At 56.6% G+C, this 26,100-nt stretch carries 23 protein-coding genes; 15 read left to right on the top strand and 8 right to left on the bottom strand.

The features are described from left to right. Nucleotide 1 precedes the first annotated feature (1 nt). The 11 genes from H8E27_12465 to H8E27_12415 all read left to right on the top strand — a co-directional run bounded on the left by H8E27_12465 (nt 2) and on the right by H8E27_12415 (nt 12,578). The gene (locus H8E27_12465; GenBank protein MBC8326428.1) at nt 2-1,438 is read left to right on the top strand and encodes a DUF1552 domain-containing protein; all 1,437 of its coding nucleotides are present in this window, start codon (nt 2-4) and stop codon (nt 1,436-1,438) included. Nucleotides 1,439-1,547: 109 nt separating this feature from the next. Next, nucleotides 1,548-2,579, top strand: coding sequence for a beta-galactosidase (locus tag H8E27_12460; GenBank protein MBC8326427.1), 1,032 nt, complete (start codon nt 1,548-1,550; stop codon nt 2,577-2,579). 20 nt (nt 2,580-2,599) lie between these two features. Further along, nucleotides 2,600-2,902, top strand: a complete 303-nt coding sequence (locus tag H8E27_12455) for a DUF4832 domain-containing protein (protein ID MBC8326426.1) — start codon at nt 2,600-2,602, stop codon at nt 2,900-2,902. Between the two features lie 9 nt (nt 2,903-2,911). After that, nucleotides 2,912-3,898 (top strand): PD40 domain-containing protein, encoded by a 987-nt coding sequence (locus H8E27_12450; GenBank protein ID MBC8326425.1) that lies wholly within the window; start codon nt 2,912-2,914, stop codon nt 3,896-3,898. Between the two features lie 84 nt (nt 3,899-3,982). Then, nucleotides 3,983-4,783, top strand: a complete 801-nt coding sequence (locus H8E27_12445) for a hypothetical protein (protein MBC8326424.1) — start codon at nt 3,983-3,985, stop codon at nt 4,781-4,783. 31 nt (nt 4,784-4,814) lie between these two features. Further along, the gene (locus H8E27_12440) at nt 4,815-6,119 is read left to right on the top strand and encodes a carbon-nitrogen hydrolase family protein (protein MBC8326423.1); all 1,305 of its coding nucleotides are present in this window, start codon (nt 4,815-4,817) and stop codon (nt 6,117-6,119) included. Nucleotides 6,120-6,161: 42 nt separating this feature from the next. Beyond that, the gene (locus tag H8E27_12435) at nt 6,162-7,106 is read left to right on the top strand and encodes a hypothetical protein (GenBank protein MBC8326422.1); all 945 of its coding nucleotides are present in this window, start codon (nt 6,162-6,164) and stop codon (nt 7,104-7,106) included. Nucleotides 7,107-7,607: 501 nt separating this feature from the next. After that, on the top strand, nt 7,608-8,957 hold the full coding sequence (locus H8E27_12430) for a sulfatase (GenBank protein MBC8326421.1): 1,350 nt from the start codon (nt 7,608-7,610) through the stop codon (nt 8,955-8,957). Nucleotides 8,958-9,107: 150 nt separating this feature from the next. Next, nucleotides 9,108-10,502 (top strand): sulfatase, encoded by a 1,395-nt coding sequence (locus tag H8E27_12425; GenBank protein ID MBC8326420.1) that lies wholly within the window; start codon nt 9,108-9,110, stop codon nt 10,500-10,502. 54 nt (nt 10,503-10,556) lie between these two features. Continuing rightward, complete coding sequence (locus tag H8E27_12420) at nt 10,557-12,035, top strand: Gfo/Idh/MocA family oxidoreductase (protein MBC8326419.1); 1,479 nt, start codon at nt 10,557-10,559, stop codon at nt 12,033-12,035. Nucleotides 12,036-12,044: 9 nt separating this feature from the next. Then, the gene (locus H8E27_12415; protein MBC8326418.1) at nt 12,045-12,578 is read left to right on the top strand and encodes a hypothetical protein; all 534 of its coding nucleotides are present in this window, start codon (nt 12,045-12,047) and stop codon (nt 12,576-12,578) included. Nucleotides 12,579-12,580: 2 nt separating this feature from the next. Here H8E27_12415 and H8E27_12410 read toward each other — a convergent pair whose 3' ends face one another. Beyond that, on the bottom strand, nt 12,581-13,753 hold the full coding sequence (locus tag H8E27_12410) for a beta-lactamase family protein (GenBank protein ID MBC8326417.1): 1,173 nt from the start codon (nt 13,751-13,753) through the stop codon (nt 12,581-12,583). A gap of 86 nt (nt 13,754-13,839) precedes the next feature. Between H8E27_12410 and H8E27_12405 the strand changes: the two genes are divergently transcribed. Continuing rightward, a complete protein-coding gene (locus H8E27_12405; GenBank protein MBC8326416.1) occupies nt 13,840-16,269 on the top strand; it encodes a S9 family peptidase in 2,430 nt (809 codons plus the stop codon). A gap of 12 nt (nt 16,270-16,281) precedes the next feature. Here the strand turns inward: H8E27_12405 and H8E27_12400 are convergent, their stop codons facing one another. The 6 genes from H8E27_12400 to rpsB all read right to left on the bottom strand — a co-directional run bounded on the left by H8E27_12400 (nt 16,282) and on the right by rpsB (nt 20,871). Next, the gene (locus H8E27_12400) at nt 16,282-17,175 is read right to left on the bottom strand and encodes a sugar phosphate isomerase/epimerase (GenBank protein MBC8326415.1); all 894 of its coding nucleotides are present in this window, start codon (nt 17,173-17,175) and stop codon (nt 16,282-16,284) included. A 4-nt stretch (nt 17,176-17,179) separates the two neighbouring features. After that, nucleotides 17,180-17,638 carry a YlbF family regulator gene (locus H8E27_12395; GenBank protein MBC8326414.1) on the bottom strand — a complete coding sequence of 153 codons (459 nt, stop codon included), beginning with the start codon at nt 17,636-17,638 and terminating at the stop codon, nt 17,180-17,182. 3 nt (nt 17,639-17,641) lie between these two features. Beyond that, a complete protein-coding gene (gene frr / locus H8E27_12390; GenBank protein MBC8326413.1) occupies nt 17,642-18,205 on the bottom strand; it encodes a ribosome recycling factor in 564 nt (187 codons plus the stop codon). Between the two features lie 53 nt (nt 18,206-18,258). After that, complete coding sequence (locus H8E27_12385; GenBank protein ID MBC8326412.1) at nt 18,259-18,990, bottom strand: UMP kinase; 732 nt, start codon at nt 18,988-18,990, stop codon at nt 18,259-18,261. Between the two features lie 102 nt (nt 18,991-19,092). Continuing rightward, nucleotides 19,093-19,929, bottom strand: coding sequence for a translation elongation factor Ts (gene tsf / locus H8E27_12380; GenBank protein MBC8326411.1), 837 nt, complete (start codon nt 19,927-19,929; stop codon nt 19,093-19,095). A gap of 87 nt (nt 19,930-20,016) precedes the next feature. After that, nucleotides 20,017-20,871 (bottom strand): 30S ribosomal protein S2, encoded by an 855-nt coding sequence (gene rpsB, locus H8E27_12375; GenBank protein MBC8326410.1) that lies wholly within the window; start codon nt 20,869-20,871, stop codon nt 20,017-20,019. Between the two features lie 207 nt (nt 20,872-21,078). On the opposite strand from rpsB, the gene H8E27_12370 reads away from it, so the two are divergent. The 3 genes from H8E27_12370 to H8E27_12360 all read left to right on the top strand — a co-directional run bounded on the left by H8E27_12370 (nt 21,079) and on the right by H8E27_12360 (nt 24,439). Continuing rightward, nucleotides 21,079-21,624: a molybdenum cofactor guanylyltransferase gene (locus H8E27_12370; protein MBC8326409.1), complete on the top strand. Its 546-nt coding sequence runs from the start codon at nt 21,079-21,081 to the stop codon at nt 21,622-21,624. Nucleotides 21,625-21,769: 145 nt separating this feature from the next. Beyond that, nucleotides 21,770-22,576, top strand: coding sequence for a trypsin-like peptidase domain-containing protein (locus H8E27_12365; protein MBC8326408.1), 807 nt, complete (start codon nt 21,770-21,772; stop codon nt 22,574-22,576). Between the two features lie 51 nt (nt 22,577-22,627). Beyond that, nucleotides 22,628-24,439: a hypothetical protein gene (locus H8E27_12360; GenBank protein ID MBC8326407.1), complete on the top strand. Its 1,812-nt coding sequence runs from the start codon at nt 22,628-22,630 to the stop codon at nt 24,437-24,439. A gap of 81 nt (nt 24,440-24,520) precedes the next feature. Here the strand turns inward: H8E27_12360 and H8E27_12355 are convergent. Beyond that, a partial coding sequence (locus H8E27_12355) for a VCBS repeat-containing protein (protein MBC8326406.1) occupies nt 24,521-26,100 on the bottom strand: 1,580 nt, incomplete at its 5' end.

Genomic DNA, 26,100 nt, shown 5'->3' with positions numbered 1-26,100 from the left:
TATGACCTACAAACGACGACAATTTCTCCGGGACCTATCACTGGGCGGCGGCTCATTGGCCATGGCGCCGTTCCTACATTCCCTGCGGGTTCACGCGGCCGGCCACGCGGCGGCCTTTCCCAAACGATTTGTCTTTGTGGTGAAATCTTCGGGCATCGATAAATTCAATCTCGTGCCGGACGGCTTAACCAATCATTTCGTGGATGAAAAATCCGGCCAGAAACTGGGCAACCGGTCGCGCCGGGATGGGGCACTGGTGGATGTGCCGCTGGCGAAACACAAGCTGCCGGCAAAACTGGCGACTCTGGAGAAATTCAAGGATCGCATGACGATCATCCAGAGTTTGTCCGGCGTGGGCTTCCGCGGGAACCACACCAAGGGGTTCGGCACTCTGTCGCTGCATGACTCCGAGAAAGTCGCCGTCGCGCCCACGCTCGATTGCCTGCTCGGCCAGCATCTCTCCACGGGACCTTATCCAATGTACGGGATGGCGATGAACGGGCAATTGCTGGAGTCCGCCGGATGGAAGCCGGAAGATTCCTATTGTTATCCAAACCTCTCCGCCTACGGCGCGGCCAAGCCGGTCGCCTATCAGGGGTCGCCACGCAAGGCGTTCCTCGAGCTGTTCAGTGCCGCGGTGGAAAGTCCGGAGCAACTGAAAAAGAAAATCGCGCTGAACGGCAACCTCATGGATTTCCTGGGCCAAGATGCCCGACGCGTGGAAAAGCAACTGTCGGGTGACGACAAGGAACGCTTCGCGCTTTACCTGGAATCGTTTGATGCGCTTCGGAAGATTGAGGAAAAGAAAGCCGCGCTGACCGATCAGGTCCGCAAGCACGCGCCGAAACTGAACGATCGTTATGATTCCACGGCACCTTCCGCACGGATCGAATCGCACTTTGAGATCGCGTCCGCCGCGTTGATTGCCGGGCTGACCAATGTGATTACCCTGCGCCCTGATACCCTCGGCGTGAAATACTCCGAGCTGAAGCTCACAAACAGCGTCCACGCCCTCGGGCATTTGCAGGAGAATAAAGCCTCCAACGGCTGGATCGGACATCAGGCGCGCATGGAGGTGGAGAAGCTGCATCTCAAGCAGATCGCCAAAATGGCTGAGAAGTTCGCCAGCATCCCCGAAGGAAACGGGACGATGCTCGACAACACAATGATCGTCTACATGTCCTGTTCTTCAGGCGACCATCATTGCGCCGGTCATGACTGGCCGTTTGTTCTTCTCGGCGGTCTGGATCAGAAGCTGAACATGGGACGTTATCTGGAATATCCGAAGTATGGAGCCGAAGGACATCGCACTGTCGGCAACCTGTACCTCGCCTTGATGCAGGCCGCCGGGATGAAGTCTCCCGAAACCTTTGGCCAACCGGACTCGAATTTGAAGCACCTCAATTTGAAGGGCCCCTTGGAAGAGTTCCTGGCGTAATATTCTTCCCTTAAAATCACCCAACGAATCGGGGAATGGACAGCGAGTCCTCCCTCTGGACCATTTTCAAAGTGACGGGGTCAACAGTCTCTTCTACCCTGTTCATGCCATGAGGCACCGTTCGCCGATTCTTTTTTTTAGCATCATTCTCTTGGGTTTGATTCCGAGTTCGTTTGTGCCAGCGGATGAAGCGAAACCGTCTGCGGTCGGCTTTGAGATTCGCCGACCTGCGGCCGCGCCGGGGCCACTCGATAATCCGCTTAAGGGGTATTGTCTCTACACCAATGCCGGTAAAATTCATCGCCCTTATTCCATGGTGTTCCAATACATTTCATGGAGGGAGCTGGAGCCGGTTGAAGGGAAATATACCTTTGAGGATTGGGAGAAAAGGGACTGGAACCACCCCAGAGCTAAGGATAAGCATCTTGTGCTTCGGGTGTATGTGGATTACCCCAGCAAACCCTCCGGATTGCCTAAGTGGTTGCGCGCTAAGGGCGTGAAGGAAAGCGCTTACCGGGAATACGGTGGCGGTAAGAGTCCGGATTATAACCATCCTCAAATGGTCGAGGCCATGGAGCGTTTCATAGCGGCTTTGGGCAAACGGTATAATACCCATCCGCGCGTCGCTTATATTCAGTTGGGTTTACTCGGCTTTTGGGGAGAGTGGCACACGTATCCCCGTTTGGAATTGTTTGCTTCCGAGGCGACCCAACATCGGATTCTAAAGGCGTATCAAAAGGCTTTTCCCGACAAGCAACTGATGGCTCGGTATGCCGATGGAGTACTGGCCAAATACAAAGGGATCGGGTTCCACGACGATATGTTTCCCGAGGATACGGATAATGGAGAGGATTGGTCATTTTTGGCGCGCATGCGTCGGGGCGGTCATGCTGACGGCTGGAAACAGAACGTGGTCGGCGGCGAAATGGTGCCGCACGCCGCGCAGAAATGGTTGGGGAATCAATGGGCTCATACTCAGGAGATGATTAGCCGTTCTCACTTTTCCTGGATTGGCCCTTATGGGCCGGCTTTGGACGAGAATGTTTCACTTAACTTACAGGCTCGCAGTGATCAGTTGGTCCGAAAGATGGGCTATCAATTTCGGTTCACTGAGGTCCGTCATTCAAAACGGTTGCTCTAGGAAAAGGTTGTGTTGTTTTGGTGCGAGGGGTTAATGAAGGCGTAGCTCCTTTCTACTATCCTTGGCCGGTGAAGCTGGCATGGTTGGATGCGAAAGGGGCTTTCGTATCCGAGATGAAACTACAGGACGACATTCGAACATGGTTGCCCGGTCAATTTCAATTTGGTGCGACTTTCAATGTTCCCGAGCAAGCCGGTGTCTACCAATTGGGTGTTGGAGTGATTGATCCTTGGAAAAAGAAACCTGCAATTCGGTTTGCTAATCAATTAACCTTAAAAAGTGGTTGGGCGATCCTGGGTCAAGTTGAGGTGGGCTCAAATTAGAATTAATCGATGACTCAAAAATTTCCATTCAAGGCGGCCTTGATAATCGGGGTGTGTGCTCACTTACTGGCCGGAGCGGCATTGCGTGAAGTGGTGGTCAGCCATACCGATGATCAGGGGATCCTGCAACTCTACCGCATGAAAGAGGATGGGACAGGCAGTCGGCAACTCACATTTTCCAAGACCGGATGTCGGATGCCGAGTTGTTCTTCAGATGGTAAAAAACTGGTTTATGTTGAACAAGTGGGCCATGCGATGGCGCTGCGCCTCGCCGATCCGAACGGAGGGAAGGTGAGGACCCTTGTGGGTGAGGGGATGAATATGTTGCCTTCTTGGTTGCCGGACTCTGAACACCTGATTTGGATGAAGGTAAAGCCCAAGCCCAAACAAGATCCCGCGCGCGATTCTCAGATTTATATTCTGAATGTCACGACGGGCGAGCATCGCAGACTCTTTACCAATCCGGAACAACTCAAGCACAGTAACGCCATGCCGGCGGCTTCGCCGAAAGGCAACCAGATCGCTTTCATTTCCAATCGAAGTGGTGAAATGAGAGTCTGGGTCAGCGATCTGAATGGGGATGGGGCCAAACTAATTTCCAAGCCGGAGCAGGAATACCACGAGACCATTAAGGCGCCAATCGAGCAAAAGGTTCCTGCTTGGTCGCCGGACGGCAAGTGGATCGCCCATTGGGAGGGAGTGGAGATGATTCATATGAGTAAGTTTACCGGCATCAATAATCCCAAGCGAGACCAGCAAATCGCTGCGACCTTTAATGTATGGGTTGTGAGCCACGATGGAAAACAGCGCCGGAAAGTTGGGCGAGGGGATGACCCTACATGGTCTCCAGATGGTTATGTGACGAGGGCTTACCCTGAGCCGAAACGTGGCGGCCCCTTGGTGATGGTTCAAACTGAATCGGGAGAAAAGGCATTACCCATCGTGCCCCCCAAAAGGAATTGGGGTCGATTTACTTGGGCGCCAAAATCTCCATAACGAATGGATTGGAATTAAGGAGAGATTGCGATGATGAAAATGTTGGTTCCCCTACGGTTGCTATCGCTCATCTTGATCTGTGGGATGGAGGTCTGCGTTCTCGCTCAAACGCCGACTCCAAACAGTCCGAAGCTGGATATCCGGCTGACTCAAAAGGATTACAAGACTGTGCCGGAAAATTTCGAGGCCGTGTGCCGTTCGGCGGCGATGGGGTTTGCACGGCATTTCCCGGAGCGAAAGTTCAAGCCGATCCGCATTGAAAAAGCCAACCACCAGTATCCGGTAAAGCTGGACCGACGCGGGCCAAAGGGTGAGACACTGGTGATGCTGAGTGTGGATGACGGCTTCGGTTGGGCGCAGATCGCCTATCAATTTTCGCATGAGTTCACACACATCGTGATCAATCACGATCGACCGCGGTCCGGAGCGAATCATTGGATCAATGAAGCATTCTGCGAGGCGATCTCCTGTTATTCGCTGAAAGTGATGGCCAAAGAATGGGAGACGCATCCGCCTTATGGTAACTGGAAGAGCTACGCCAAGCATCTCAACTCCTATGCGGATCGCGTCATCGCCAAGGGCAAGACGCCGGAGGAGGTGGAGAGCTTCGCAGTGTGGTTTGAGAAGAACGAAAAGGCGTTGCGGCTTGGGAAACGATATCCGAAGTATGACCTCTACAAATACGCGGGCCATCAGTTTTATCAGGTCATCCAAAAAAATCCGAAGCATCTGGTGGCGTTGTTGTATTTGAATGAAGGACTGAAAAGTCAGGGCCTCAACACCCGCGACTATTTGGCTCGCTGGAAATCCGTGCTGCCCAAAGAACATCAACCCTTCGCGGATCAAATCGCCGCCCAGCTTGGGTTGGTATTGCCCGACCTTTAACTTGCGTTTTTGGCGATGTGGCGGAAGGTTGATGGCCGTTATGAAACGCTTCGTTCTGTTCCTTGCCTTCTCATCCGTCCTCGGGGCGGCCCCTCAAGGTGTATGGGAAACGCATACGCCGCGCGCGGAGCTGGAGCCTTCGTGGGGTAGGGAAGGCGGGGCGTTGACCATCTTTCCCAACGGCCGATCGGGCGCGGTGGGGCAATGGCAGGCGCGGTTCGCCGTGAAGGGTGGGCAGCATTATCGGTTTAGTGCGCTCCGCAAAACCACCGACATCGTCAACGTGCAACGCCACATCGTCGAACGGTTGATCTGGCTGGATGCCAAGGGCAACAAGGTGTCGCGTGATGTCCCGACGTTTTCCTCGTATCGATCCGGCACAGCACCGCGGGCGGAGCCGGAATATCCTCGTTTGGGGGCGAAAAATTTTGGGGGCTGGACCGCCGTGCGCGATATCTATCGCGCGCCCACACAAGCCACGCAGGTGAAGGTGGAGCTGTGCCTGCGCTGGCTGAATGCCGGCAAAGTGGCGTGGCGTGATGTGAGCATGATTCCCGTGGCCGCGCCCAAGCCGCGCACGGTGCGCTTTGCCACGGTTCATTTCCAGCCGCGCGCCGGTAAAACGAATGCTGAAAAATGCCGGCTCTTCGCGCCGTTGATTGCCGATGCGGCCAAGCGCAAAGCGGATCTGGTGGTCTTGCCCGAGACGCTCACCTACTACCACAGCGGTCGCACCTTTGCCGAATGCGCGGAGTCTGTGCCGGGGCCGTCCACCGAATATTTCGGCAAGCTCGCCAAGCAGCATGACCTGTATCTCGTGGCCGGTTTGCTCGAGCGCGATGCCAATCTCATCTACAACGTTGCCGTGCTCATTGGTCCGGATGGCAAGGTGACCGGCAAATACCGCAAGGTTTGCCTGCCGCGCGGCGAGATTGAGGGCGGTATTTCGCCCGGCAACACGTATCCGGTTTTCCAAACGCGCTTTGGCAAGGTGGGCATGATGGTGTGCTACGACGGCTTCTTTCCGGAAGTCGCCCGCCGCCTCAGCCATAATGGCGCGGAGGTGATCGCCTGGCCGGTGTGGGGCTGTAATCCCATGCTTGGCGCGGCGCGCGCGTGCGAGAATCACGTGTACGTCATCAGCAGCACCTACACCGATGCGGGGAGTAACTGGATGATCTCCGCCGTGTACGGGCACGATGGTCGCCCGTTGGCGCAAGCCAAGGAATGGGGCACGATCGCCCTTGCTGAGGTGGATCTCAACCAACGCCTCCACTGGCATAGCCTCGGCGATTTCAAGGCCCAGCTCCCCTCCCATCGTCCGCCGGTTGAATGATTCCCTTGCAATCTCCCTGTATTCGGCTTCAACTGGGGGCTCATGAAAGCTTTGTCTCGAATGGTATTCATCAAACTCCTGGCTGTCTGTGGCTTGGCAATCGCAATGGATTTAATGGCGGCCCCGGCCGTAACGCATTCCTTTCTGGGAATGGGGAAAGCCAATCGCGTGGTGATTGTGGGGGAGGATGGCAAAGTGCAGTGGCGGTTCGATATGCCGGCGAGTGATGGCTGGGTGTTGCCGAATGGCAATGTGTTGCTGGCGATTTATCCCACGCGTGGATTTCCCAAAGGCGGCGTGGCGGAGGTAGATCGCAAGACGCGTAAGATTGTGTGGTCGTATCAGGGACAGCAAAAGGAAATCAGCACCGTGCAGCCGTTGGGCGAGGATCGGTATCTGGTGGCGGAACTCGGGCCTCAGCCGCGGGCGATTGTGATTAATCGGGCCGGCAAGATTCTGAAATCCACGCCATTGGCCTGTCAGAAAAAAAATGCGCACATGCAAACCCGGATGCTGCGTGCGTTGCCGAACGGAAATTACATCGCCCCGCATTTGCTGGATTTTGCCGTGAAAGAATATGATCCAGATTCCGGCAAGGTGTTGCGCAGTTTTCCGACTGATGATCGCGGGCGCGCCAAACGGGATTGGCCCTTCACCGCCATTCGGCTCGCCAATGGCAACACGCTGATCGGTTGCACCAACGGCAACCGGGTGATTGAGGTGGATGCGAAGGGGGCGATTGTGTGGAGTGTGGACAACGAGGATCTTGGTGAAAAACTGCTGGACGATGCCTGCGGCGTGCAGCGCTTGCCCAATGGCAACACGGTGATCACCAGCTACCATGCCAAGGGGCAGGCGGTGAAATTGGTGGAGGTGACGCGCGAGAAAAAAGTGGTGTGGCGTTATCAAGGTCAGCCGGCCGGTTTTCATCATTTCCAAATTCTCACCACCAACGGCAAGCCCGTGAAGGACAACACTTGGAAGTAAACCGCCGCCGGTTTCCGCGTGGCCGCACAGGGCGAGCGTGTTGATTTGTAGGTCGGGGCCACAGGATTGCCTTCACGCTTCTTTAATGGCAGATTGAGCTATGGCAAGTCGACGGCGGCGGCAAGCGTGGTCTTTGTGTCTGGTGATTTTGGCAGCGGTTTGGATGTGTCCATTTGCATTTTTGGGCCCCGGTGGAATGTTCGTTTCGCTTGGATTATTGGGCACGGCGGTTTTCATTATGTTGAAGTCGGATTGATTCTACTTTGCCTTCACAAGAGGCTGTCGCATTATTTGCGTGTCAAGCTACGTTTGGCCGGGCAGGATCGAAAACACACCTAAAGGAGAAAAGATTATGGCGAATAAAGACAAACGAAAAGAGACCAAGAAAACCCCCAAACTCACCAAGGCGGAAAAGAAGAAAAAGAAACTGGATAAAAAAGGGAAATAGCAAAAATGTTCCGGCAGTTGAAAATTGCTGCTGCGATCTTTGCCTTTTTGCTTATGGTAAAAGTCTCCGCAGCACAGAAGCCGAACATCCTTTTCATCATGGCCGACGATCTTGGCTGGATGGATCTTGCCTGCCAAGGCAACAAGCTGCTGGACACGCCGCACTTGGATCGGTTGGCGAAACAGGGGATGCGGTTTACCCGCGCGTATGCGGCGGCGCCGGTGTGTTCGCCCACGCGGTGCGCAGTATTGACCGGCCAAGCGCCTGCGCGCATTGGGCTCACGACGCATTTGCCGGGGATGTATTTCCCGAAGGACAACCGCCCGCAACCGGCCAAGCTCACCGGCAAGCTCGGCACCGAATACGTCACCATCGCTGAGCGACTGCGCGAGGCGGATTATGCCAATGCCTTCCTCGGCAAATGGCACATCGCCCCGGGCGTGGCGCGCGGTGGGCGCGTGGCCAAGGAGTTGTCGCCGACGGGGCAGGGATTTGATGTCAACATCGGCGGCACCTCGTACGGCGGCCCGCCCAGTTTCTTTTCGCCTTACCGCAACGCCGAGCTGTCCGACGGACCGAAGGGTGAGTATTTGCCGGACCGTTTGGTGGACGAATCGATCAAATTCATCCGCGCCAAAAAGGATCAACCGTGGATGACGCACCTATGGTTTTACACCGTGCACTGGCCGATGCAGGCGCCCGAGGCGTTGCTGAAAAAATACGCGGACCGCAAGGGCCCGGGCCTGAACGACACGCGGTACGGCGCGATGATTGAGGCGATGGACGCCGCCATCGGTCGGCTGCTTAAAGCGCTCGACGACTTGGGCGAGGCCAAGGAGACGTTGATTATTTTCACCAGCGACAACGGGGGGTTCGCCGGCGTGAGCGACTGTCGGCCATTGCGGGAATCGAAGGGGCACCTGTACGAAGGCGGCATTCGCGTGCCGATGATCGTGCGTTGGCCAGGCCAAGTGAGAGCGGGCACGACTTGTATTTGGCCTGTGGTGAGCATGGATTTCTTTCCGACTTTCCTCGAGGTCGCAGGTCTTAAGCCGGGCGGGAAGCCGCTTGACGGCGAAAGCATCGTCCCACTTTTGAAACAACAGGCCATCTTCACAGGCGGTGGCGGGCTGAAGCGAGACGAGATTTTTTTCCATTATCCGAACTACGCCTGGCATATGGGTAATCGCCTCGCCGGCGCGGTAGTGGCCAGCAACGGCTGGAAGCTCATCCGCAACTACGACGACAATTCGCTGGAACTCTACAACCTCGCCGCCGACCTTAGCGAAACGGAAAATCGCGCGAAAGAAAAACCGCAACTGGCAAAGTTGTTGAACGACAAGCTCACGCGTTGGCTCAAGGAAACCAGCGCGCCCATGCCCCGGCCATCATTGATCAAATAGTCGAACACTGGAAGAAGGTTGCGTGAAACCATCACCGAGGCCGGTCACCTTATGGAATACGAACCCCCCAACCAATAGAAGGTCAATTCACTTAGAAAAAGTTAAAAGAATAGAAGGAACTCCATGAAAAAGAATTTTATATTTTTCGCGATGGTTTCGGCTTTTGCAGCTGTAAGTGCTGAAGAACCATTCAATCTGCTGGTGATTCAAACCGATGAACACCATTTTAAGACGCTCGGTTGTTACGGCGGTAAAACCGTCAAGACCCCGAATATCGATTGGATTGCCAAGAACGGAGCCATCGCCACCAGTTTCTACGCCACCACACCCGTCTGCTCTCCTTCACGTGGTGCGCTAATGAGTGGCAAGTATCCGCAGCATACTCCGGTAACCAATAACAATATCAAGCTGGGTGATGACATCGTGACCTTTGCTGAGGTGCTGCGCCGCAGGGGTTACGCCACAGGTTACGCCGGCAAATGGCATTTGGATGGGATTGGCAAGCCGCAGTGGGGGCCCAAACGCAAATTCGGATGGGAAGATAACCGGTTCATGTTCAATCGCGGCCATTGGAAGATGTTTGTCGATGAGCCCAGTGGGCCGCGTGTGGGATCGACGAAAAATGGCCGGCCGGACTACGGCTTAAAAGGCGCAGATGAAAAGAGTTTCGCCACCGATTGGCTCACCGACAAGGTCATTAACTTTGTGAACGAGAAAAAGGGCAAATCCTTCTGTTACATGGTGAGCTATCCCGACCCGCACGGCCCCAACACCGTGCGCGCACCTTATGACAAAATGTATCAGAACGTGAAGGTGCCCATTCCGCGGTCGGTCAACAAAACTCGCGAACAAACGCCTGTGTGGGCGGCAAAGGCACCGAAGATCACCGCTGACACAATACGGCTGATGATGCCCAAGTATTACGGAATGGTTAAGTGTCTTGATGACAACATCGGCCGCATTCTCGATACATTGCGTAAGAATGGCCAGATCGAGCGTACGATCATTGTGTTTACCAGCGACCACGGTGATCTCTGTGGCGAGCATGGTCGTCTGAACAAGGGGGTGCCTTTTGAGGGCTCCGCGCGCATTCCTTTCCTCATCTATACACCCGGAAAAATCAAAGGCGGAACCGTGGTTGATGAATCCTTAAGTTGTGTGGATTTTCTGCCCACGGTGATGAGCCTGATGGAAGTGAACCACGGCCTCCAAGTAAACGGCCGCAACGCGGCGCATCTCTTCCGAGCCAAGGGAGGGGGCTGGCGGGACCTGACGTTTTTGCGTTCCACCAGCAATCCGCAGGCGCAATGGCTGTGCGCGGTATGTGATCGCTATAAACTCGTGTACGCCTCCTCCGGCAAACCGTGGCTCTTCGATTTGCAAAAGGACGCGGATGAATTGATCAACCGATTCACCGATCCCGCGTGCCAAGCCATCGTGCGCGAAATGACCGGGGGCCTCATCGAATATTGCAAAACCCAAAAAGATCCCTACGGCGAAGTGCCCCACATCAAAACCGCAATGGCGGCGGCGGTGAAGGAGTGAAAACAATCTTTGATTTCCCATTGACGCGCGGCGGTGGACGGTTGACCATCGCGCATGCCAAAACATTCCAATTCTTCAAAATCAAACCGTCGTAAATTCATCAAGACCACCGGCAAGCTAACGGCCGCCTCGGCGCTGGCCGGAGTAGCGTTGCCGCACGTTCACGCGGCGGTGGATGACACGGTGAAGGTAGCGCTCGTGGGCGCGGGCGGGCGCGGCACGGGCGCGGCGAACAATGCCCTGTCGGTTTCCGCCGGACACGGCCCCACAAAATTGGTGGCGGTGGCGGATATTTTTGAAAGCAATCTCAAGGGCAGCCTCAATGGCCTCAAGCGCAAGCACGGCAAGAAAGTAGATGTGCCGGTTGACCGTCAGCACATCGGATTTGATGGTTACAAGAAGGCGATCGATAATCTCGATAAAGGCGACGTGGCCATCTTTACCACGCCGCCGGCGTTTCGTTGGGTGTTTTACCAATACGCAGTGGAGAAGGGCATCAACGTGTTCATGGAAAAACCGGTGACGGCTGATGGTTATGGCACGAAGAAAATTCTGGAGATCAACAAAACCGCGAAGAAGAAAAATCTGAAAGTAGGTGTGGGCCTGATGTGCCGGCACAGTCGCGCGCGCGGCGCGATGGCGGATAAAATTCAGGAAGGCGCCATTGGCGATATCGTGCTGATGCGCAGCTATCGGATGCACGGGCCGGTGGCTTCATCGCGGACGATCCCGCAGAAGTTGCGCGCGGAGTACAATGATTTGGAGGAGATTCGTTGGCAGATAAAGCGCTTCCACAGTTTCATCTGGGCGAGTGGCGGTTGCTTCAATGATTTTTACATTCACAATATCGACGAATGCTGTTGGATGAAAGGCGCGGCAATGGGTGATCCGGAAAATGCCGGCGGCGATCCATTCGATGTCATCGGCACGCGCGACAAATGGGCGTGGCCGATCATGGCACAAGCCAGTGGCGGCAAGCACTACACGGAGAATAAACAGGGCCAGCCGTACGTGGATCAGAATCTCGACACGTATTCCGTGGAATACACTTACGCCGACGGCACGAAGCTGATGCATTACGGCCGCACAATCCAAGGCTGCCACAACGAATTCGCCAGTTACGTGCATGGTACGAAAGGCTTCGGAACCTTCTCGGCCAATGGCCATTGGCCGGCACCGAGTACGTTATATAGCGGGCTCACGCCGAACCCGAAAAATCAGATTTGGAAATTCCCCGCGCGGGAGACCAATCCGTATCAGGACGAATGGGAAGATTTGCTCGACGCCATTCGCAACAACAAACCGTATAACGAAGCCGAGCGCGGGGCATTGGCGAGTCAGGTTTGTAACATGGGCCGGATGGCCGCGCACACCGGTCAACGAACCACCTGGGATGACGCGCTCAACGCCCCGCCGCTGTCGCCGGATTTGGACAAGCTGGGCGGCTTCGACAGCAAAGCGCCGGTGACGGCCGACAAGGACGGGTTTTATCCCGTGCCGCAGCCGGGCATCACTAAAAAGAGCGAGTACTAAACCGCGAGCGTGGGCGAACCTGAATCAACCGCGCCAGCGCCGAAGCGCGAAAGTATGGTGCCTTTCGTGGCGGGTATGTTTTTCATCGCGTTGGGCGTGTATGTGCTGCTGTATTCCACCGATCAAAACATCCGCAGCAAAGATGGCGGATGGGAAGTGACTTACACCACCAACCAAACAGGCGCGCCAATGATGGTGGTGAATCTCCCCAGCGCGGGCATCACCAATCGCATGGTGATTTTCAATGGCGAAACAGTGCCGGCGGGTTTTGCGCCGTTTAGCACCAATTATGTGACGCCCACGCATCTGCCGGTGGACGTGCCCTTCGGGCGGTGGTTCCACGGCGATCTCACCTATTTGCCGGGCGTGGTGACCTTCAACCTGTTCGGCGTTGACACCAACGCCACCGGATTGCGCCACGAAGTGGAATTACAAAAACGCGGCCTGGTGGTAAATCGCAAGCGGCATTATTGGCAATCGACTGAGCCAGTGGAAGTGTCGCCTGAAGACAAACAAGATTGGCCGGTGCCGGAGTTGAAGTAGTTCTATTTCGGAAAGTTTTTGAAATCAAATTCCTTCACCGCTTCCGCGGCAAGCGTGCTGATTGTTCTGCGTAGAGGCACAACGCTTGCGCCTTTTTCGTTTGGGTGGACGCGGTTGCAGAGAAAAATGACAAAGGTCTTCGAATTCGGATCAATCCAAATGGAGGGGCCGGTGAAACCGGTGTGGCCAAATGAGCCGGAAGGAAATTGGGTGCCCTCCGTTTCGCCGCGTGGGCTGGAGTAGCCGGAGTTCATATCCCAACCGAGGGCGCGCAGGGGTGTTTGGGCGGTGGTCATCAGCTTCACGGTTTCAGGTTTGAAAATTGGCGCGCCGCCGTTGAGGAGGCAGCGGGCGTATTTGGCGAGGTCGGGCGCGGTGGTGAAGAGCCCGGCGTGGCCGGCGACGCCGGCGGTCTTGCGCGCGCGCGGATCGTGCACGATGCCGCGCAGGGCTTGGCCATCGGTGACGGTGGTGGGTGCCACGCGCAGGTGTTTTGCAGCGGGAGGGTTGTAGCCGGTGTCGGCCATTTTCAACGGGCCGAAAATTTCTTTTTCGCAAAACACATCAATGCGTTGGCGGGTGACGCGGCGGATGATTTCATCGAGCAATTGGAAATTGATGTCGCTGTATTTGAAGGTCGTGCCCGGCGGGGTGCGGAGTTTTTCGGCGACGCATTTAGCGATGCATTCGGTGTGGCCGTCCCAGCCGTTCACGGAAATATCCGGACGCAAGCCGCTGGTGTGGGTGAGCAGTTGGCGCACGGTGACGGTTTCGCGTCTATCGCCGGTGAATTCGGGGATGTATTTTTTGACGGGATCCTCGATGCTCAAGCGGCCGCGCTGGTGCAGCAGCAAAATGGCGGGTGTGGTGGCAACGACTTTGGTGAGCGAGGCGGCATCATAAATCGTATCGGGCCTCGCGAGGGCGCGTTCGGGCTGGAGCTGCGCGTGGCCGTAAGCTTCGGTAAAATGCACGCCATTGCGTTCGAGCCAAAGAACGCCGCCGGGAAGGCGTTTTTCGGCGCGTGCCTCGGTGATGGCCGCGCCGATGGCGTGAATTTTTTGGAGGTCGAAGGTGTCGGCAAGCTGTTTGGGCGGTGGGGGTGCATCGGGCCATCGCAGGCAGGACACGCCCAAAACCAGCGTTGCGACGATTATTTGAACACGCATCATCATCTGCCGTCAAAGTACCTATCCGCGCGGCGGGAGGCAAGGAGCTTGCCGTGGCAGGCGGGTTCTGGGATGATTTTTGCCAATACACTGTGAGCCTACGCGCCGTCATTTTCGTCCTGACTTGCCTGTTTTTCGGGCAGGCACAGGCGCAGCAGAAATATCTCGAACCGCCCGAGGCGGCGAAGGAACTGTTTGCCTCGCGCCCAATGCCGCGCGTCTCACTCAGCCCGGATCAGCGGCATTTGCTGGTGGCGGAGGAGTTTCGGTTTCGGCGCATTGAGGAAATGGCGCAGCGCGAAGTGGCGCTGGCGGGCGTACGGATTAATCCCTTCAACAACGGCCCGCCGCATCCGGATTATTTTTTTCAACTCACATTGAAGGAACTTTCCACGGGCAAGACAATTCCTGTTCAACTGCCCAATGCCGCTCGGCGAGTGAGTCTTCCGGTGTGGTCGCCGGATGGAAAAAAATTCGCCTTTTTGCAATACGGCCATACGACGGTTGCGCTTTGGGTGGGTGAGTTGGGGCACGCGCCGCGTGCTATCCCCGGGGTGAGGCTCAATGCCACTTTGGGCCGCTCATTCCAATGGATGCCAGACAGCCAAAATCTGCTGTGCCTCGCGGTGCCGGATGCACGCGGTCCTGCTCCCACACCGCCGCGCGCACCCGCCGGGCCGGTGGTGCAGGAAACCGGCCCACGCGAAACTCCGGTGCTGACTTATCCGGATTTGCTCCAAAATGAACACGACGAAAAGCTCTTTGATTATTATTTGACCTCGCAATTGGTGTTGGTGGATTCGCGCACCTCCCGTCTTAAATCCTTGGGGCGGCCTTCGATTTTCGCGCGGTACGATGTCTCGCCCGATGGCCGGTACGTTTTGGTGGAGCGTGTGCATCCGCCTTATTCGTATCAGGCGCCAATTCAGTTTTTCCCACGCAGCATTGAGGTGTGGGATCCACGTGGCGAGGTGAAGAAGGTGGATATCCGGCCCGCCACCGAAGATGTGAGCACCGGCGGCGTTCCCGTGCAGCCGCGCGGGCATCACTGGCGTCCCACCAGTTCGCCGGTATCCATTGTGTGGGTGGAGGCGCTTGATGGGGGTGATCCGAAACGCGAGGTGAAATTTCGTGACCGTGTAATGATGCTCGAAGCGCCATTCAATGGTCGGCCCAAAGTCGTGACGCGGCTGAGCCATCGGTTTTCAAAAATTTACTGGGGCGAAACCCGTAATGTCGCGTTGGTACGTGAGTACGAAAGCGGCCGCAATTGGCATCGCACCTGGCTGGTGGATCCGGATAACCCGGACATCCCCGACCGCCTCCTGTGGAACCACGCCGCCGCTGAGCGTTACGAGCATCCTGGCCATCCGCTCATACGGCAGTTACTCAATGGCAAGCGAGCGATGCGCGTGCATAACCGCTCGATTTTTCTTAATGGCAACGGCGCATCCCCCGAGGGGGACCGGCCGTTTCTTGACAAGCTGAATCTTAATACTTTCGACCGCACACCACTTTTTAAGTGCGCGGAGGATAGCTACGAGACGGTGGTGGCGTTGTTAAACGATGATGGCACGGAATTTGTGACACGTTTTGAGACGCCCGAAGAGCATCCGAATTATTTCCAGCGCGCGCTGGGGGAGCCCGGCCGCGCGCCGCTCACAGCCTTCAAGGATCCGGCTGAGTCACTGCGCGAAGTGAAAAAGCGGCTGCTCACATACACGCGTGAGGACGGCGTGAAACTTTCCTGTCTGCTGCATTTGCCGCCGGATTATGATTTGGAAGACCCCGAACGGCCGGTGTTGCCGACAATTCTGTGGGCGTACCCGCGAGAATACGCCGGTGGCGCGGTGGCGGGGCAAGTGGTCAACTCACCCCATCGGTTCACCAGCTTCGCCGGTGCCTCGCCGCGCTTCCTCGCGCTGGAAGGCTACGCGGTGCTTGACCAAGTAGCGATGCCGGTGGTGGGCGAGTTGGGTGTGGGCGCAGCGAATGACACTTTTGTGGAACAAATTGTCGCCAACGCCGAGGCTGCGATTGCCGCGGTGGTGGATATGGGCGTGTGCGATGAACGCCGTGTGGGCGTGGGCGGGCACAGTTACGGCGCGTTTATGGCGGTGATGTTGCTGGCCAATAGCGATCTCTTTCGCGCCGGCGTGGCGCGCAGTGGCGCATACAATCGCACGCTTACTCCGTTTGGATTTCAAAACGAACGCCGCACGTTGTGGCAGGCCCCGCAGGTTTATCTGGAAATGTCGCCGTTGCTTGCTGTTCCGAAAATCCGCGATCCGTTGCTGTTAATTCACGGTGAAAAAGACAACAACCCCGCTACCACACCGGAGCAAAGCAAACGGTTGTACCACGCCATCAAAGGCAATGGCGGCAAGGCACGCATCGTGATGCTGCCGCACGAATCACACACCTATCGCGCCCGGAAAAGCGTGGGCCACACGCTGGCCGAAATGGTTGCGTGGTACGACAAACACGTGAAGGGCGAAAGCTCCGAAGTGGGTGGGAAATAATTCTCGGTGGCATCAGCCCGCCATTCCCGACAGTTTTTTCAATAGCGGAGGGATGGCTTCGTAAGGGTTTTCGGCGGCCTCATATTCCAGCGCGATGTAGCCTTGGTACCTGGCTTGGTTAAGGAGTTCGATGAAGCGCGGGAGGTCGGCGGGTGTTTTTTTGCCGGCGACTTTTAATTCCACCTTGAGTTGCACGTTCACCGCGTAAGGCGCGGCGGTGGCAAAATCTTCATAGGGATTGGCGGTGCGGAAGTTGCCGCTGTCGAGGTTCACGCCAAACCACGGGTGATCCACGGCTTTCACAAAATCGATGAGGCTTTTGGCGTCGCCGATGCTGTCGTGGTTTTCGATGCCCAAAAAGATTCCGTGTTTGGCCGCGTAATCGCAACATTCGCGCAGGCATTCGATAGCCCATTGATCGGCCTGGGCGCGGGTGATGCCTTTGGTTTCGCGTCCGGCGAACACACGAATGTGTGGCGCACCGAGCACGGCGGCGTGGTCAATCCACTGTTTTACGTAAGCAAGTTGCGCGGTGCGCGCGTCGCCTTTGGGCAGGGAAAAATTATTGCCGACGGCGGTGCCGCTGATTTCCAAGCCGCGCAGAAACGCGCGCCGTCGCAGTGCCACGAGATCATCGCGCGTGACGGGTTTTTTGAAAAAGTAGCTGGTCAACTCCGTGCCATCACAACCGTGGTCTGCACAGAAATCGATGAAGCGCGGCATATCCATCGCGTTCTTTTCCACTTTGCGCGTGCCGGTTTTTTGGTCGCGGAAAAAGGTGCGGAAGGAATACGCGGCAAGACTCAGTCGGAGATTGGCCGCGCCGTGGCGCTTGAACGGATCCGCCGCGAAGGCGGTGCCGGCGAGGGCGGTGGTGGCTAGAAAACTGCGGCGCGAGAAATCCATCGGATTATTCGCAGCCACAATTGCCGAATCCGTCGCTGCAGAAATCGAAATCTTCGGACTGCGGCACGTGGCCAACTTCGAAGGTTTTGGCGATTACTTGATGGATGCGATCCTGCACTTGTTGCACTTCTTCCTGCGCTTCGAGGAACTGGGTGGCCACGGGGTTGGCCATGAATTCGTCGCGTAGTTTTTCAAATTCGGCGATTTCGTTTTCTGGAATCTCAACTCCCGCTTGTTGCTTTTGCTGCAGCAACGCGCCGCGCTCGTTGAGCGTGCTGTACTCGTACTTGAGTTTCTCGTCGTTGATGAAGCCGTCGATTTTTTTGTATAATTCGGAGAAGCCTTCCTGCCCCACGATGGCTTCGCAAAGTTGATTGGTGCCCTTCGCGATGGGCTTGAGATCAAGGCAGGTTTGCGGCTCAGCGTCTTGGGCGGCTTCGGGGGTGGGTGTTTCAGTTTCCATAATTCAGACCTTCATGATTTCTTCTTCTTTGTGGACGAGGTGGGCGTCGATTTTTTTGATGTAATCGTCGGTGAGCTTTTGCACTTCCTTTTCGGCAAACGACAAATCGTCTTCGGTGATGTCGCCATTTTTCCGCTCATCCTTCAGCCCTTGAAGCGTGTCGCGCCGAACGTGACGAACGGCGACGCGGGCGTCCTCGGTCATTTTTTTGACGGTCTTCACAAATTCCTGCCGACGTTCGGTGCTCAACTCGGGCAGAGTGATGCGAATGATTTTTCCGTCGATGGATGGATTGAAACCAAGGTTAGCGGCTTGGATGGCTTTGTCGATGGGATGCACGGTGGAGGCATCCCATGGCTGGATGACAAGCATCCGCGTCTCCGGCGTGGTGATGGCGGCCAGTTCGCGCAGTCGCATTTGGCTGCCTTCGTAGGCTTCTACGAGAATATTTTCCACAAGCGCGGGCGAAGCTTTGCCGGTGCGCACGCCAGAAAATTCGTGTTGCACCACTTCTTCTGTCTTCTGCATTTTTTCCTCCGCAGTGAGGAGAGCGTCATCAACTGGCATGGGCAAAGCCTACGCCCGCACGCGGCGCGGGGAAAGGATAAATGCTGGCGTGATTAGGCGTGGACGAGGGTGCCGATTTTTTTGCCGAGGACGACGTTGCGGATGTTGTGGGGTTTGAAGAGGTCGAAGACGATGATGGGCATAGAGTTGTCAAGGCACAGGGAGAAGGCGGCAGAATCCATAATGCGCAGTTGTTTTTGAAGGGCTTCGAGGTAGGTGATTTCTTTGTAGCGTTTGGCTTTGGGATTTTTCTCGGGGTCGCTGTCGTAAATGCCGTCGACTTGAGTGGCTTTGAGGATGATGTCGGCGCCGATCTCGTTGGCGCGCAGGGCGGCGGCGGTGTCGGTGGAAAAATAGGGGTTACCGGTGCCGCCGCCGAAGATGACGACGCGGCCTTTCTCGAGGTGGCGGATGGCGCGGCGGCTGATGAAGGGCTCGGCCACTTCGCTCATTTCAATGGCAGTTTGCACGCGGGTTTCTACTTTGTGATGTTCGAGTGAATTTTGCAGGGCGAGGGCGTTGATGATGGTGGCGAGCATGCCCATATAATCGCCGGTGGCGCGGTCGATGCCGTGGTCGGCGCCTTCGAGACCGCGGAAGATGTTGCCGCCGCCGACGACGATGACGACTTGGACGCCCAACTCACGCAGTTCGGCGATTTGGCGGGCCATGCTGGCGACGGTTTCGGGGCAAATGCCGTAGCCCTGATCTCCGCCGAGGGCTTCGCCGGAAAGTTTGAGGAGGATGCGTTTGTATTTCGGCTTGGGTTTGGCTGTTTTTGTCACCGGAGATGGTTTACTCGCCCACGCCTCGCGCGTCAATGGAATGCACAAAAAAAACACCCGGCGTGAGCCGGGCGTTTTGTAAATCAACGATCGATTGAGGGGTTATTCCTGCGTCTCGCCGACTTGATAGCGGAGGAATGCGTCTACGGAGATGGTGTCGTCCAGCGCCTTGGCGGTGGCGGCGATGTGATCTTTCACGGCGAGGTCGCCTTGTTTCACAAATGCCTGATCCACGAGGCAGACTGTGGCGAAATGTTTCTCCAGCTTGCCTTCCACGATTTTTTCAATCGCTTGCGCGGGCTTGTCCTTGAATTGCTCGGCGGCGATTTCTTTTTCTTTCGCGATGAGGGCGGGGTCAATGCTGGACCGATCGACTGCTTCAGGGCTGGCGGCAGCGATTTGCAGTGTGATGTCGCGCAGCAATGATTTGAACTCTTCGCTCTCGGCAGAGGCTTCTTTTCCGGTGCTGACTTGGACGAGTACACCGACTTTTGCGCCGTGGTGAATGTACGCGGCGACTGCGCCGTGACCTTCCACTTCGAGGCGGGCGTGGCGTTGGATGACGATGTTTTCGCCCACCTCAGCCACGGCGGTGGTGCGGCGTGCTTCGAGGTCGGTATGGGGATCTTCCAGCAAGGATTGCGCAAAGTCGGCGCAGAGCGTTTGGAAGGATTCATTTTTGCCAACAAAATCTGTTTCGCAATTTACTTCCACCAAAATGCCGGCTTTGGCGCCGGGCAATATTTGATGGGAAATGATGCCTTCGGACGTGGCGCGGCTGGATTTTTTCTCGGCGGTGGCGGTGCCTTTTTTGCGGAGCCAATCGACGGCACCCTCGTGGTCGCCGCCACTTTCGGTGAGCGCTTTTTTGCAATCCATCATGCCGGCGCTGGTTTGTTGTCGGAGTTTACTAATTTGGGCTACGGTAATATCAGCCATTTTTTTTTATTTCTTGGGTACTTACTGGTTAATTAATGCAGTTCGATTGCGATTGGAGTCGCTGCCAAAATTGGGATGGCAGTGGGGTTAAGCCTCGGCAGTGGCAGCTTCGGCTTCGGCCTTGGGTTCAGCCACGGGCTCGGCGGCCTCGGCTTCGGCGGGTGTTTCAGCAGGAGTTTCGGCAGTGTCATTGGCCGGTGATTCTGCTTCGGCAACGGGTGCAGCCTTGGCGGCTTCTTCTTCGTTGGTTTTGGCGAGGCGTTCGGCACGGGCTGCGGCAATCACTTCCGTGGCGGTATCGAGGAAGATTTTCACAGAACGAATGGCATCGTCGTTGCCGGGGATGGGGTAATCGACGATGTCCGGATCGCAGTTGGTATCTACGATGGCCACGATTGGGATTTTCAATTTGCGGGCTTCGGCCACAGCGTTATGTTCGCGCTTGAGATCGATAATGAAAATCGCGTCCGGCAAGCCTTCCATATCGCGGATGCCGCCGAGGTTTTTGAGCAGACGCATTTTTTGCCGGCGGAAACGGGCTTGTTCCTGCTTTACATAGCCGGTGATGCTGCCGTCGGCCTCCATGGCCTCGATGTGCTGGAGTTTCTTGAGGGATTGCTTGACGGTTTTGAGATTGGTGAGCGTGCCGCCGAGCCAACGCTCGGTGATGCACGGCTGGCCGGTGGCTTCGGCGACGTCCCGGATGGCTGATTGTGCCTGTTTTTTGGTGCCGACAAACAGCACCTTGCCGCCGCTGCGCACTTGGGTGGCCATAAAATCGCAGGCGGCGTTGAGTAGTTCGAGCGTTTTATCGAGGTTGATGACGTGGATGCCGTTTTGCGCCCGGAAAATATAGGGCTTCATTTTGGGGTTCCAACGCCGTGTTTGGTGTCCGAAATGGACGCCTGCCTCGAGCAATTCCTTGATGCCAATGCTAATCATGTTTATTCCTTTGTTAAAGACCCTGTGGGCCATCCCGCGGAAAACGGGATTTCGTTTAGTGTTATTGTGGCCGCCAAATCCACTCGGATCCGGACATTTCAGGCCGTGGTTTTTCTGCGGTCAACCAAAGGCAAACCCACGGAAAAGGGCGGGCAAACTAGCAGACGCCCCGCCAAAGGCAATAGTTTTTTGAAGAAAAAATCAGTAATGAAAATGGAGTGCGTCATTCTCGCCGGCGGCGGCAGCACCCGAATGGGCCGCGCCAAAGCAGGGATGCGGCTGGGGCGGAGCACGTTGCTCGGCCACGCCCGCACGCTGGCGGCGGAGCTGGGCTTGCCGTGCCGCGTTCAATCCCGCGACGACACCCCGGGCCAAGGCCCGCTGGGCGGCGTGGTCACGGCGTTGTGCCGGGCACGGGCGAAGGGTACAGAAAGGATTTTGTTTCTCGGCTGCGATATGCCTTTTCTAACCGCTGAATTTACGAGGCGTATTTTGGCCGTGGAAGCGGAGGCGGTGTTTGCGTCGGTGAAGGGCACGGTGGGATTTCCATTTATGCTGTCGCCCGGCGTGCTGCCGAAGGTGGAGGCGCAATTGGCGGCGGGGCGGCGCTCGTTGCAACGGCTGGCCACCCGGCTGCGGGCGCGGCGCATTCGGGTGCTTGCAGCCGAGGCGGCGCAGTTGCAAAATCTTAATACGCCCGCGGACCTCATTGCTGCTCGTAAAACTGTGACTTGCCTTGGGCGGCACGTTTGATACGGTTTTGCGGATGCCACGTTTTTTTCAATGTTCACTGATATTGTGCTGTGCCGCAATGTTGGCGCACGCCGATAAATTGCACCTCAAAGGCGGCGCGGTGATTGAAGGGAAATTGCTGGCCGAGAAAGAAGAAGTGCTGGTGGTGGATATCGGGTACACGGTACTCACGCTTAATCGCGCCCAGGTGCAGCGCATCGAGCGCACCGGCGCGCCGGTGGCACAAACCGTGGCTAAGGCCAAGGGGCTTTACACCGTGGCCGCCAAGCCACCGCCGCTGCGTCCGGTGAAGCAGCTTGTTGAGGCGCTCGGCAAATCGGTGGTGCAGGTGAAAACGCCGGGTGGATTGGGCTCGGGGTTTATCATTCGCGAGGATGGCCATTTGATCACGAATTTTCACGTCATCGAAGGCGAGACGCGGATCTCGGTGGAGGTGTATCATCAGCGCGACGGCCAGCTCGAGCGCAAAACGTATCGCAAGGTGCGCATCGTGGCGATGAACAAGTTTGCCGATCTCGCGCTGCTGCATATCACGGATCAAGACGCACCGAAATTCAACGCCGTGCCACTCGCGGCCGATCCCGCGCAACTGGAAGTGGGCGAGCGCGTGTTCGCCATCGGCAGCCCATTGGGGCTCGAGCGCACGGTCACCGAAGGCATCGTGAGCACCCGTAAACGCCAAATGGAAGGGGCGCTTTATCTCCAAACCTCCACGCCCATCAACCCGGGCAATAGCGGCGGGCCGCTTTTTAATCTGCGGGGCGAAGTGGTGGGCGTTACCAATATGAAAATCTCCAGCGGCGAAAATCTTGGTTTTGCCATCCCGGTGGATCGGGTGATGCATTTCCTGCAAAATCGTGATGCCTACGCCTATGATAATGATAACCCCAGCAACGCCTATCGCTATTTGCCGCCTCCGCGCAAGCCGCACAAAACCCCGACGGCACCTTAATCAGCCTCAACCGGTAACTTTTTTTTCAAAATAACGTAAACAATCCACATCATGAAAAACCGAATACTATTCCTCCCCGTGTTGCTGCTATTGGCTGTTTTTGGACGCGCCGCCGCTCCTGAAGCAATCCTGCCGCCCACCACTTTCGCCATGGCCAGCGTGCCAGATATGAATGCCGCGCGCGCTGCATGGGACCGGACACCTTTGGTTCGTTTGTGGAAAGACAAAGAAATGGCCGCCTTCGCCGCCAAGTTGGAAAAGGCGTTTCACGAGAAAGTGATCGCGGAAGTGGAGGAAAAATCGGGCATTAAGCTCGCCGAATATTGGAATCTTGCACAGGGCCAAGCGACGATGGGCTTCACGCTCATCCCCGGCGAAAAGGATGCCGGAATGTATCTGATCGTTGATAGCGGTAGACAATCTGACGCCCTCGCTGAGAAGATTGGCAAGCTCCGTGAAACGCTTGTGGAAAAAGAAGTACCCCACAAACGCCACCGCATTCGCGGCACGGATGTAATCTCCATCGAGGCGCCGGGAGAAGCGAAAGAGTTTGCCGGCCAATCCATTTACATCGGCCAAGCCGGTTCGTTGTTTATCGTGACCAACAAAGAGCAATTGACCGAGCAAATCATGGCGTTGCATCAGGGCGCCGGCGCCAAGTCGCTCGCCAAAGTGCCCGGCTTCGCCGAGCGTCACGGGAAACAATTCAAGACCGCGCTGGCTTATGGTTGGCTGGATTTTGCGGTAGTGGTCGAGAAAGGCCTTGAGATGGCCCAATCATTGGAAGACCCCGATGCCGAGCCTGAATTTGGCGTCCCCACCGCGGAGGGGGTGATCACCGCGCTCGGCCTCAAGGGCTTGCGCGCCATTAGCCTCTCCCTGCATCAGGATGAAGATGGCGAGTTGATGGACCTCTTCATCGATGTGCCCGAGGCCGGACGTCGCGGCTTGCTCGCGCTCTTCGCGCCGGACGCCGAAGACGCCGGTCCGCTGCCATTCGTGAGCGAGGATGTCACCAGCTTCGCGCGCATCCGCCGCAATAGTCAGGCTGCATGGAAAACCTTTACCGGAATGCTCGCCGAAATTAGTCCCGCCGCTCCGATGGCGCTCGGTGCTCTGGATGGGTTTGCTAAACAATCCGACCCGAATTTCAGCTTCAAAGGGCAAATCATCGATACCCTTGGCGATGATTTCATTATGATGGAAATGGCCCGCCCAGCTGGCGGCGAAAAGCTGGAGGGTCTCCTCAGTTCATCAACTCTGTTTATGATCAAATCGCAGAAACCCGCCGTCACGCTCGGCGCGCTGCAAACGATCATCAAGCTCGCTGTGCCGGTGCCCGCTGAGTCACGCGAATTCCTCGGCCGCACTATTCATTCCTATGACGTTGTCGGCGGCGGCGGCGACTCTGGGCTGCATCTTTCCATCGCTGGCGGATACCTCATCCTTTCCTCCTCCGGCAAAGCCATTGAGGATCATCTTCGCGGTTCCGGTAAAGATGCCAAACTACTTTCCAAAATGACCGCCCTCAAACTAGCCGCCGCTAAAATTGGTGGAATGAAAGGCGCTTTCGCTTACGAAAACCAACAACACATGCTCGGGCCCCTTTTCAAGATGTTGAAAAATAACCCGAACATTATTGAGCAAACTCTGGACAACCTCCCCGTCGGACCCGGTCAGGAAATCGATCCGGACACCGGGTTGCCCGTGGCCCCGGATTTCAGCGAGTGGCTCGACTTCAAGCTGTTGCCGGACTTCGCTAAAATTAAGAGGTACCTGCACATCACCGTCAGCGGCGTCGAAGTCAACGAAGCAGGCATCCGCCTCCGCACCTTCGCCCCGAAACCGCCGAAGTTGAAGTAGGCATAGCCAGAAGAATTCACAAACCGCTCTGCAAACGCAGGGCGGTTTTTTGGTTAACGTCCAAGCCGCAAAACAACCCCCTTAATTCTCCTGCGTATAAAGCAGCACCCGATCGTGCACCAACACCGCGAGGTCATTGCGCCCGTCGCCGTCAAAATCGGCGATCACTGCTTCGCGCGGTTCCACCCCACCGCCGAGGCCGCGGAATGAGCGTTGCTCAAACACCCGCCAGCGAATCGCCGGCAGCACTTTGCCCGGCGCATCCCACGCCGCGAGGTCCAAATGATTTTTGGCGGTTTCCAAAAACACAAAATCCTTCCGGCCATTACCCGTGAGATCGCCGCATACCACATCGCGTAGCTCCGCGTCCTTTAGCGGTGTTTCGTAATGGGCGCGTTCCTCCAGCTTCCAAGTGCTGCCGGTGAAGGCCAGCCACGCCGCCTGATTCACTCCGGTGAACGCCAGTGCATTGGCGGTTTTGCTGCCGATCGAAATGGGTTGGGCATCGGCGAAATCCACCGTGGGCAGCGGCAAATGCTGCGTCGGCTGCCACACACCCGTGCGGTCACGCTCGCACACGGTCAGCTCCTTGCGCGCGGTGTCCAGTAACAGCAGCGCGGTCTTGCCTCCGCCTGCGGGTAGCGCCACGGCCGTGCGCAGGCGCGAGTCCGTGCCCGCGCCGTTGATTTGATCGTTCACGCGCAGCCGCCATGTGTCGTTTTGTTTTTCCAGCTTCACCGCCCGCAAAAAATTCCGCTGCGCCAACAGCAATTCCGCTTTGCCGTCGCCGTCCACATCTGCTGTATTTAAAATGGGTTTATCCAGCGTGCCTCCCGGCGGGGCCACATCCACCTCTTCAAAATCGTTGTCCGCGCGATTCACCAGAACCTTGATTTTTTCAAACGGCGCCAGCAGTAACAAATCATTCCGGCCATCCTGATCCATATCGTGAAACGCCACGATGGACGGATTGGCTTTGTAATCTTTGTTTAATCTCTGGGTCGCCATGGGCACGCCCGGTTGGTGCATTTGCAGTTGGCGCGCGCCGTCTTTTTCCACCACCAACGCCAGCACCGGTTTGTTGCCGGGCGCGAGCTGCCCCACCGCGAGTGCCAGCGGGCGATGCTCATCGGTATCGATCGGCTCGGGGAAAGGCATGCGGCCATTCTTTTCCAGACGCGTCATGCCCGCCTGTTTTTCATCTGCACTGAGCACAAAAATTTCCGGACGGCCGTCGCCATTCCAATCCGCCACCGCAATCTGCGTGATGCCGCTGAGGCAGGGGAATCGGCGTGGACTGGCAAATGTGCCGCGTTCGGTTTGCGTCTGCAGCACGAGCTGGCTGCCCTCTGGATCGGCATAAATCAAATCCGTGCGGCCATCGCCATTCACATCCGCCCACGTGCGGCCGCGCTTGCTCTTGGCGGTTTTGGGCAGGGAAAGCAGTTCGAGCTGGCCACGCTTGAGTTCGCCCGCGAGTGCTTCGGGCGCGTGCGTGGCGAGATGATGCACCGTCACGCGTCCGGATTGTTGAGCAATGGAAATCAACTCCGCGCGGCCATCGGCGTCCAAATCTTCCGCGTGGAAGCTGCGCAGCTTGGGCATCCGAAACTGCAGCTCCGGCCCGAGTTGCCCGTCTTTGCCCTGCAATCGAAACCGAA

This window comes from Limisphaerales bacterium (assembly GCA_014382585.1).
In the GTDB taxonomy this organism is placed as follows: Bacteria; Verrucomicrobiota; Verrucomicrobiia; order Limisphaerales; family UBA1100; genus JACNJL01.
The sequence above is the reverse complement of the archived record's forward strand: the minus strand, read 5'-3'. Positions and strand labels throughout refer to the sequence as shown.

Coding starts and splice junctions, on each gene's coding strand:
- H8E27_12465 (MBC8326428.1), top strand. CDS start 2: ATGACCTACAAACGACGACAATTTCTCCGGGACCTATCACTGGGCGGC.
- H8E27_12460 (MBC8326427.1), top strand. CDS start 1,548: ATGAGGCACCGTTCGCCGATTCTTTTTTTTAGCATCATTCTCTTGGGT.
- H8E27_12450 (MBC8326425.1), top strand. CDS start 2,912: ATGACTCAAAAATTTCCATTCAAGGCGGCCTTGATAATCGGGGTGTGT.
- H8E27_12445 (MBC8326424.1), top strand. CDS start 3,983: ATGGAGGTCTGCGTTCTCGCTCAAACGCCGACTCCAAACAGTCCGAAG.
- H8E27_12440 (MBC8326423.1), top strand. CDS start 4,815: ATGGCCGTTATGAAACGCTTCGTTCTGTTCCTTGCCTTCTCATCCGTC.
- H8E27_12435 (MBC8326422.1), top strand. CDS start 6,162: ATGAAAGCTTTGTCTCGAATGGTATTCATCAAACTCCTGGCTGTCTGT.
- H8E27_12430 (MBC8326421.1), top strand. CDS start 7,608: ATGGTAAAAGTCTCCGCAGCACAGAAGCCGAACATCCTTTTCATCATG.
- H8E27_12425 (MBC8326420.1), top strand. CDS start 9,108: ATGGTTTCGGCTTTTGCAGCTGTAAGTGCTGAAGAACCATTCAATCTG.
- H8E27_12420 (MBC8326419.1), top strand. CDS start 10,557: ATGCCAAAACATTCCAATTCTTCAAAATCAAACCGTCGTAAATTCATC.
- H8E27_12410 (MBC8326417.1), bottom strand. CDS start 13,753: ATGATGATGCGTGTTCAAATAATCGTCGCAACGCTGGTTTTGGGCGTG.
- H8E27_12400 (MBC8326415.1), bottom strand. CDS start 17,175: ATGGATTTCTCGCGCCGCAGTTTTCTAGCCACCACCGCCCTCGCCGGC.
- H8E27_12395 (MBC8326414.1), bottom strand. CDS start 17,638: ATGGAAACTGAAACACCCACCCCCGAAGCCGCCCAAGACGCTGAGCCG.
- frr (MBC8326413.1), bottom strand. CDS start 18,205: ATGCCAGTTGATGACGCTCTCCTCACTGCGGAGGAAAAAATGCAGAAG.
- tsf (MBC8326411.1), bottom strand. CDS start 19,929: ATGGCTGATATTACCGTAGCCCAAATTAGTAAACTCCGACAACAAACC.
- rpsB (MBC8326410.1), bottom strand. CDS start 20,871: ATGATTAGCATTGGCATCAAGGAATTGCTCGAGGCAGGCGTCCATTTC.
- H8E27_12370 (MBC8326409.1), top strand. CDS start 21,079: ATGAAAATGGAGTGCGTCATTCTCGCCGGCGGCGGCAGCACCCGAATG.
- H8E27_12360 (MBC8326407.1), top strand. CDS start 22,628: ATGAAAAACCGAATACTATTCCTCCCCGTGTTGCTGCTATTGGCTGTT.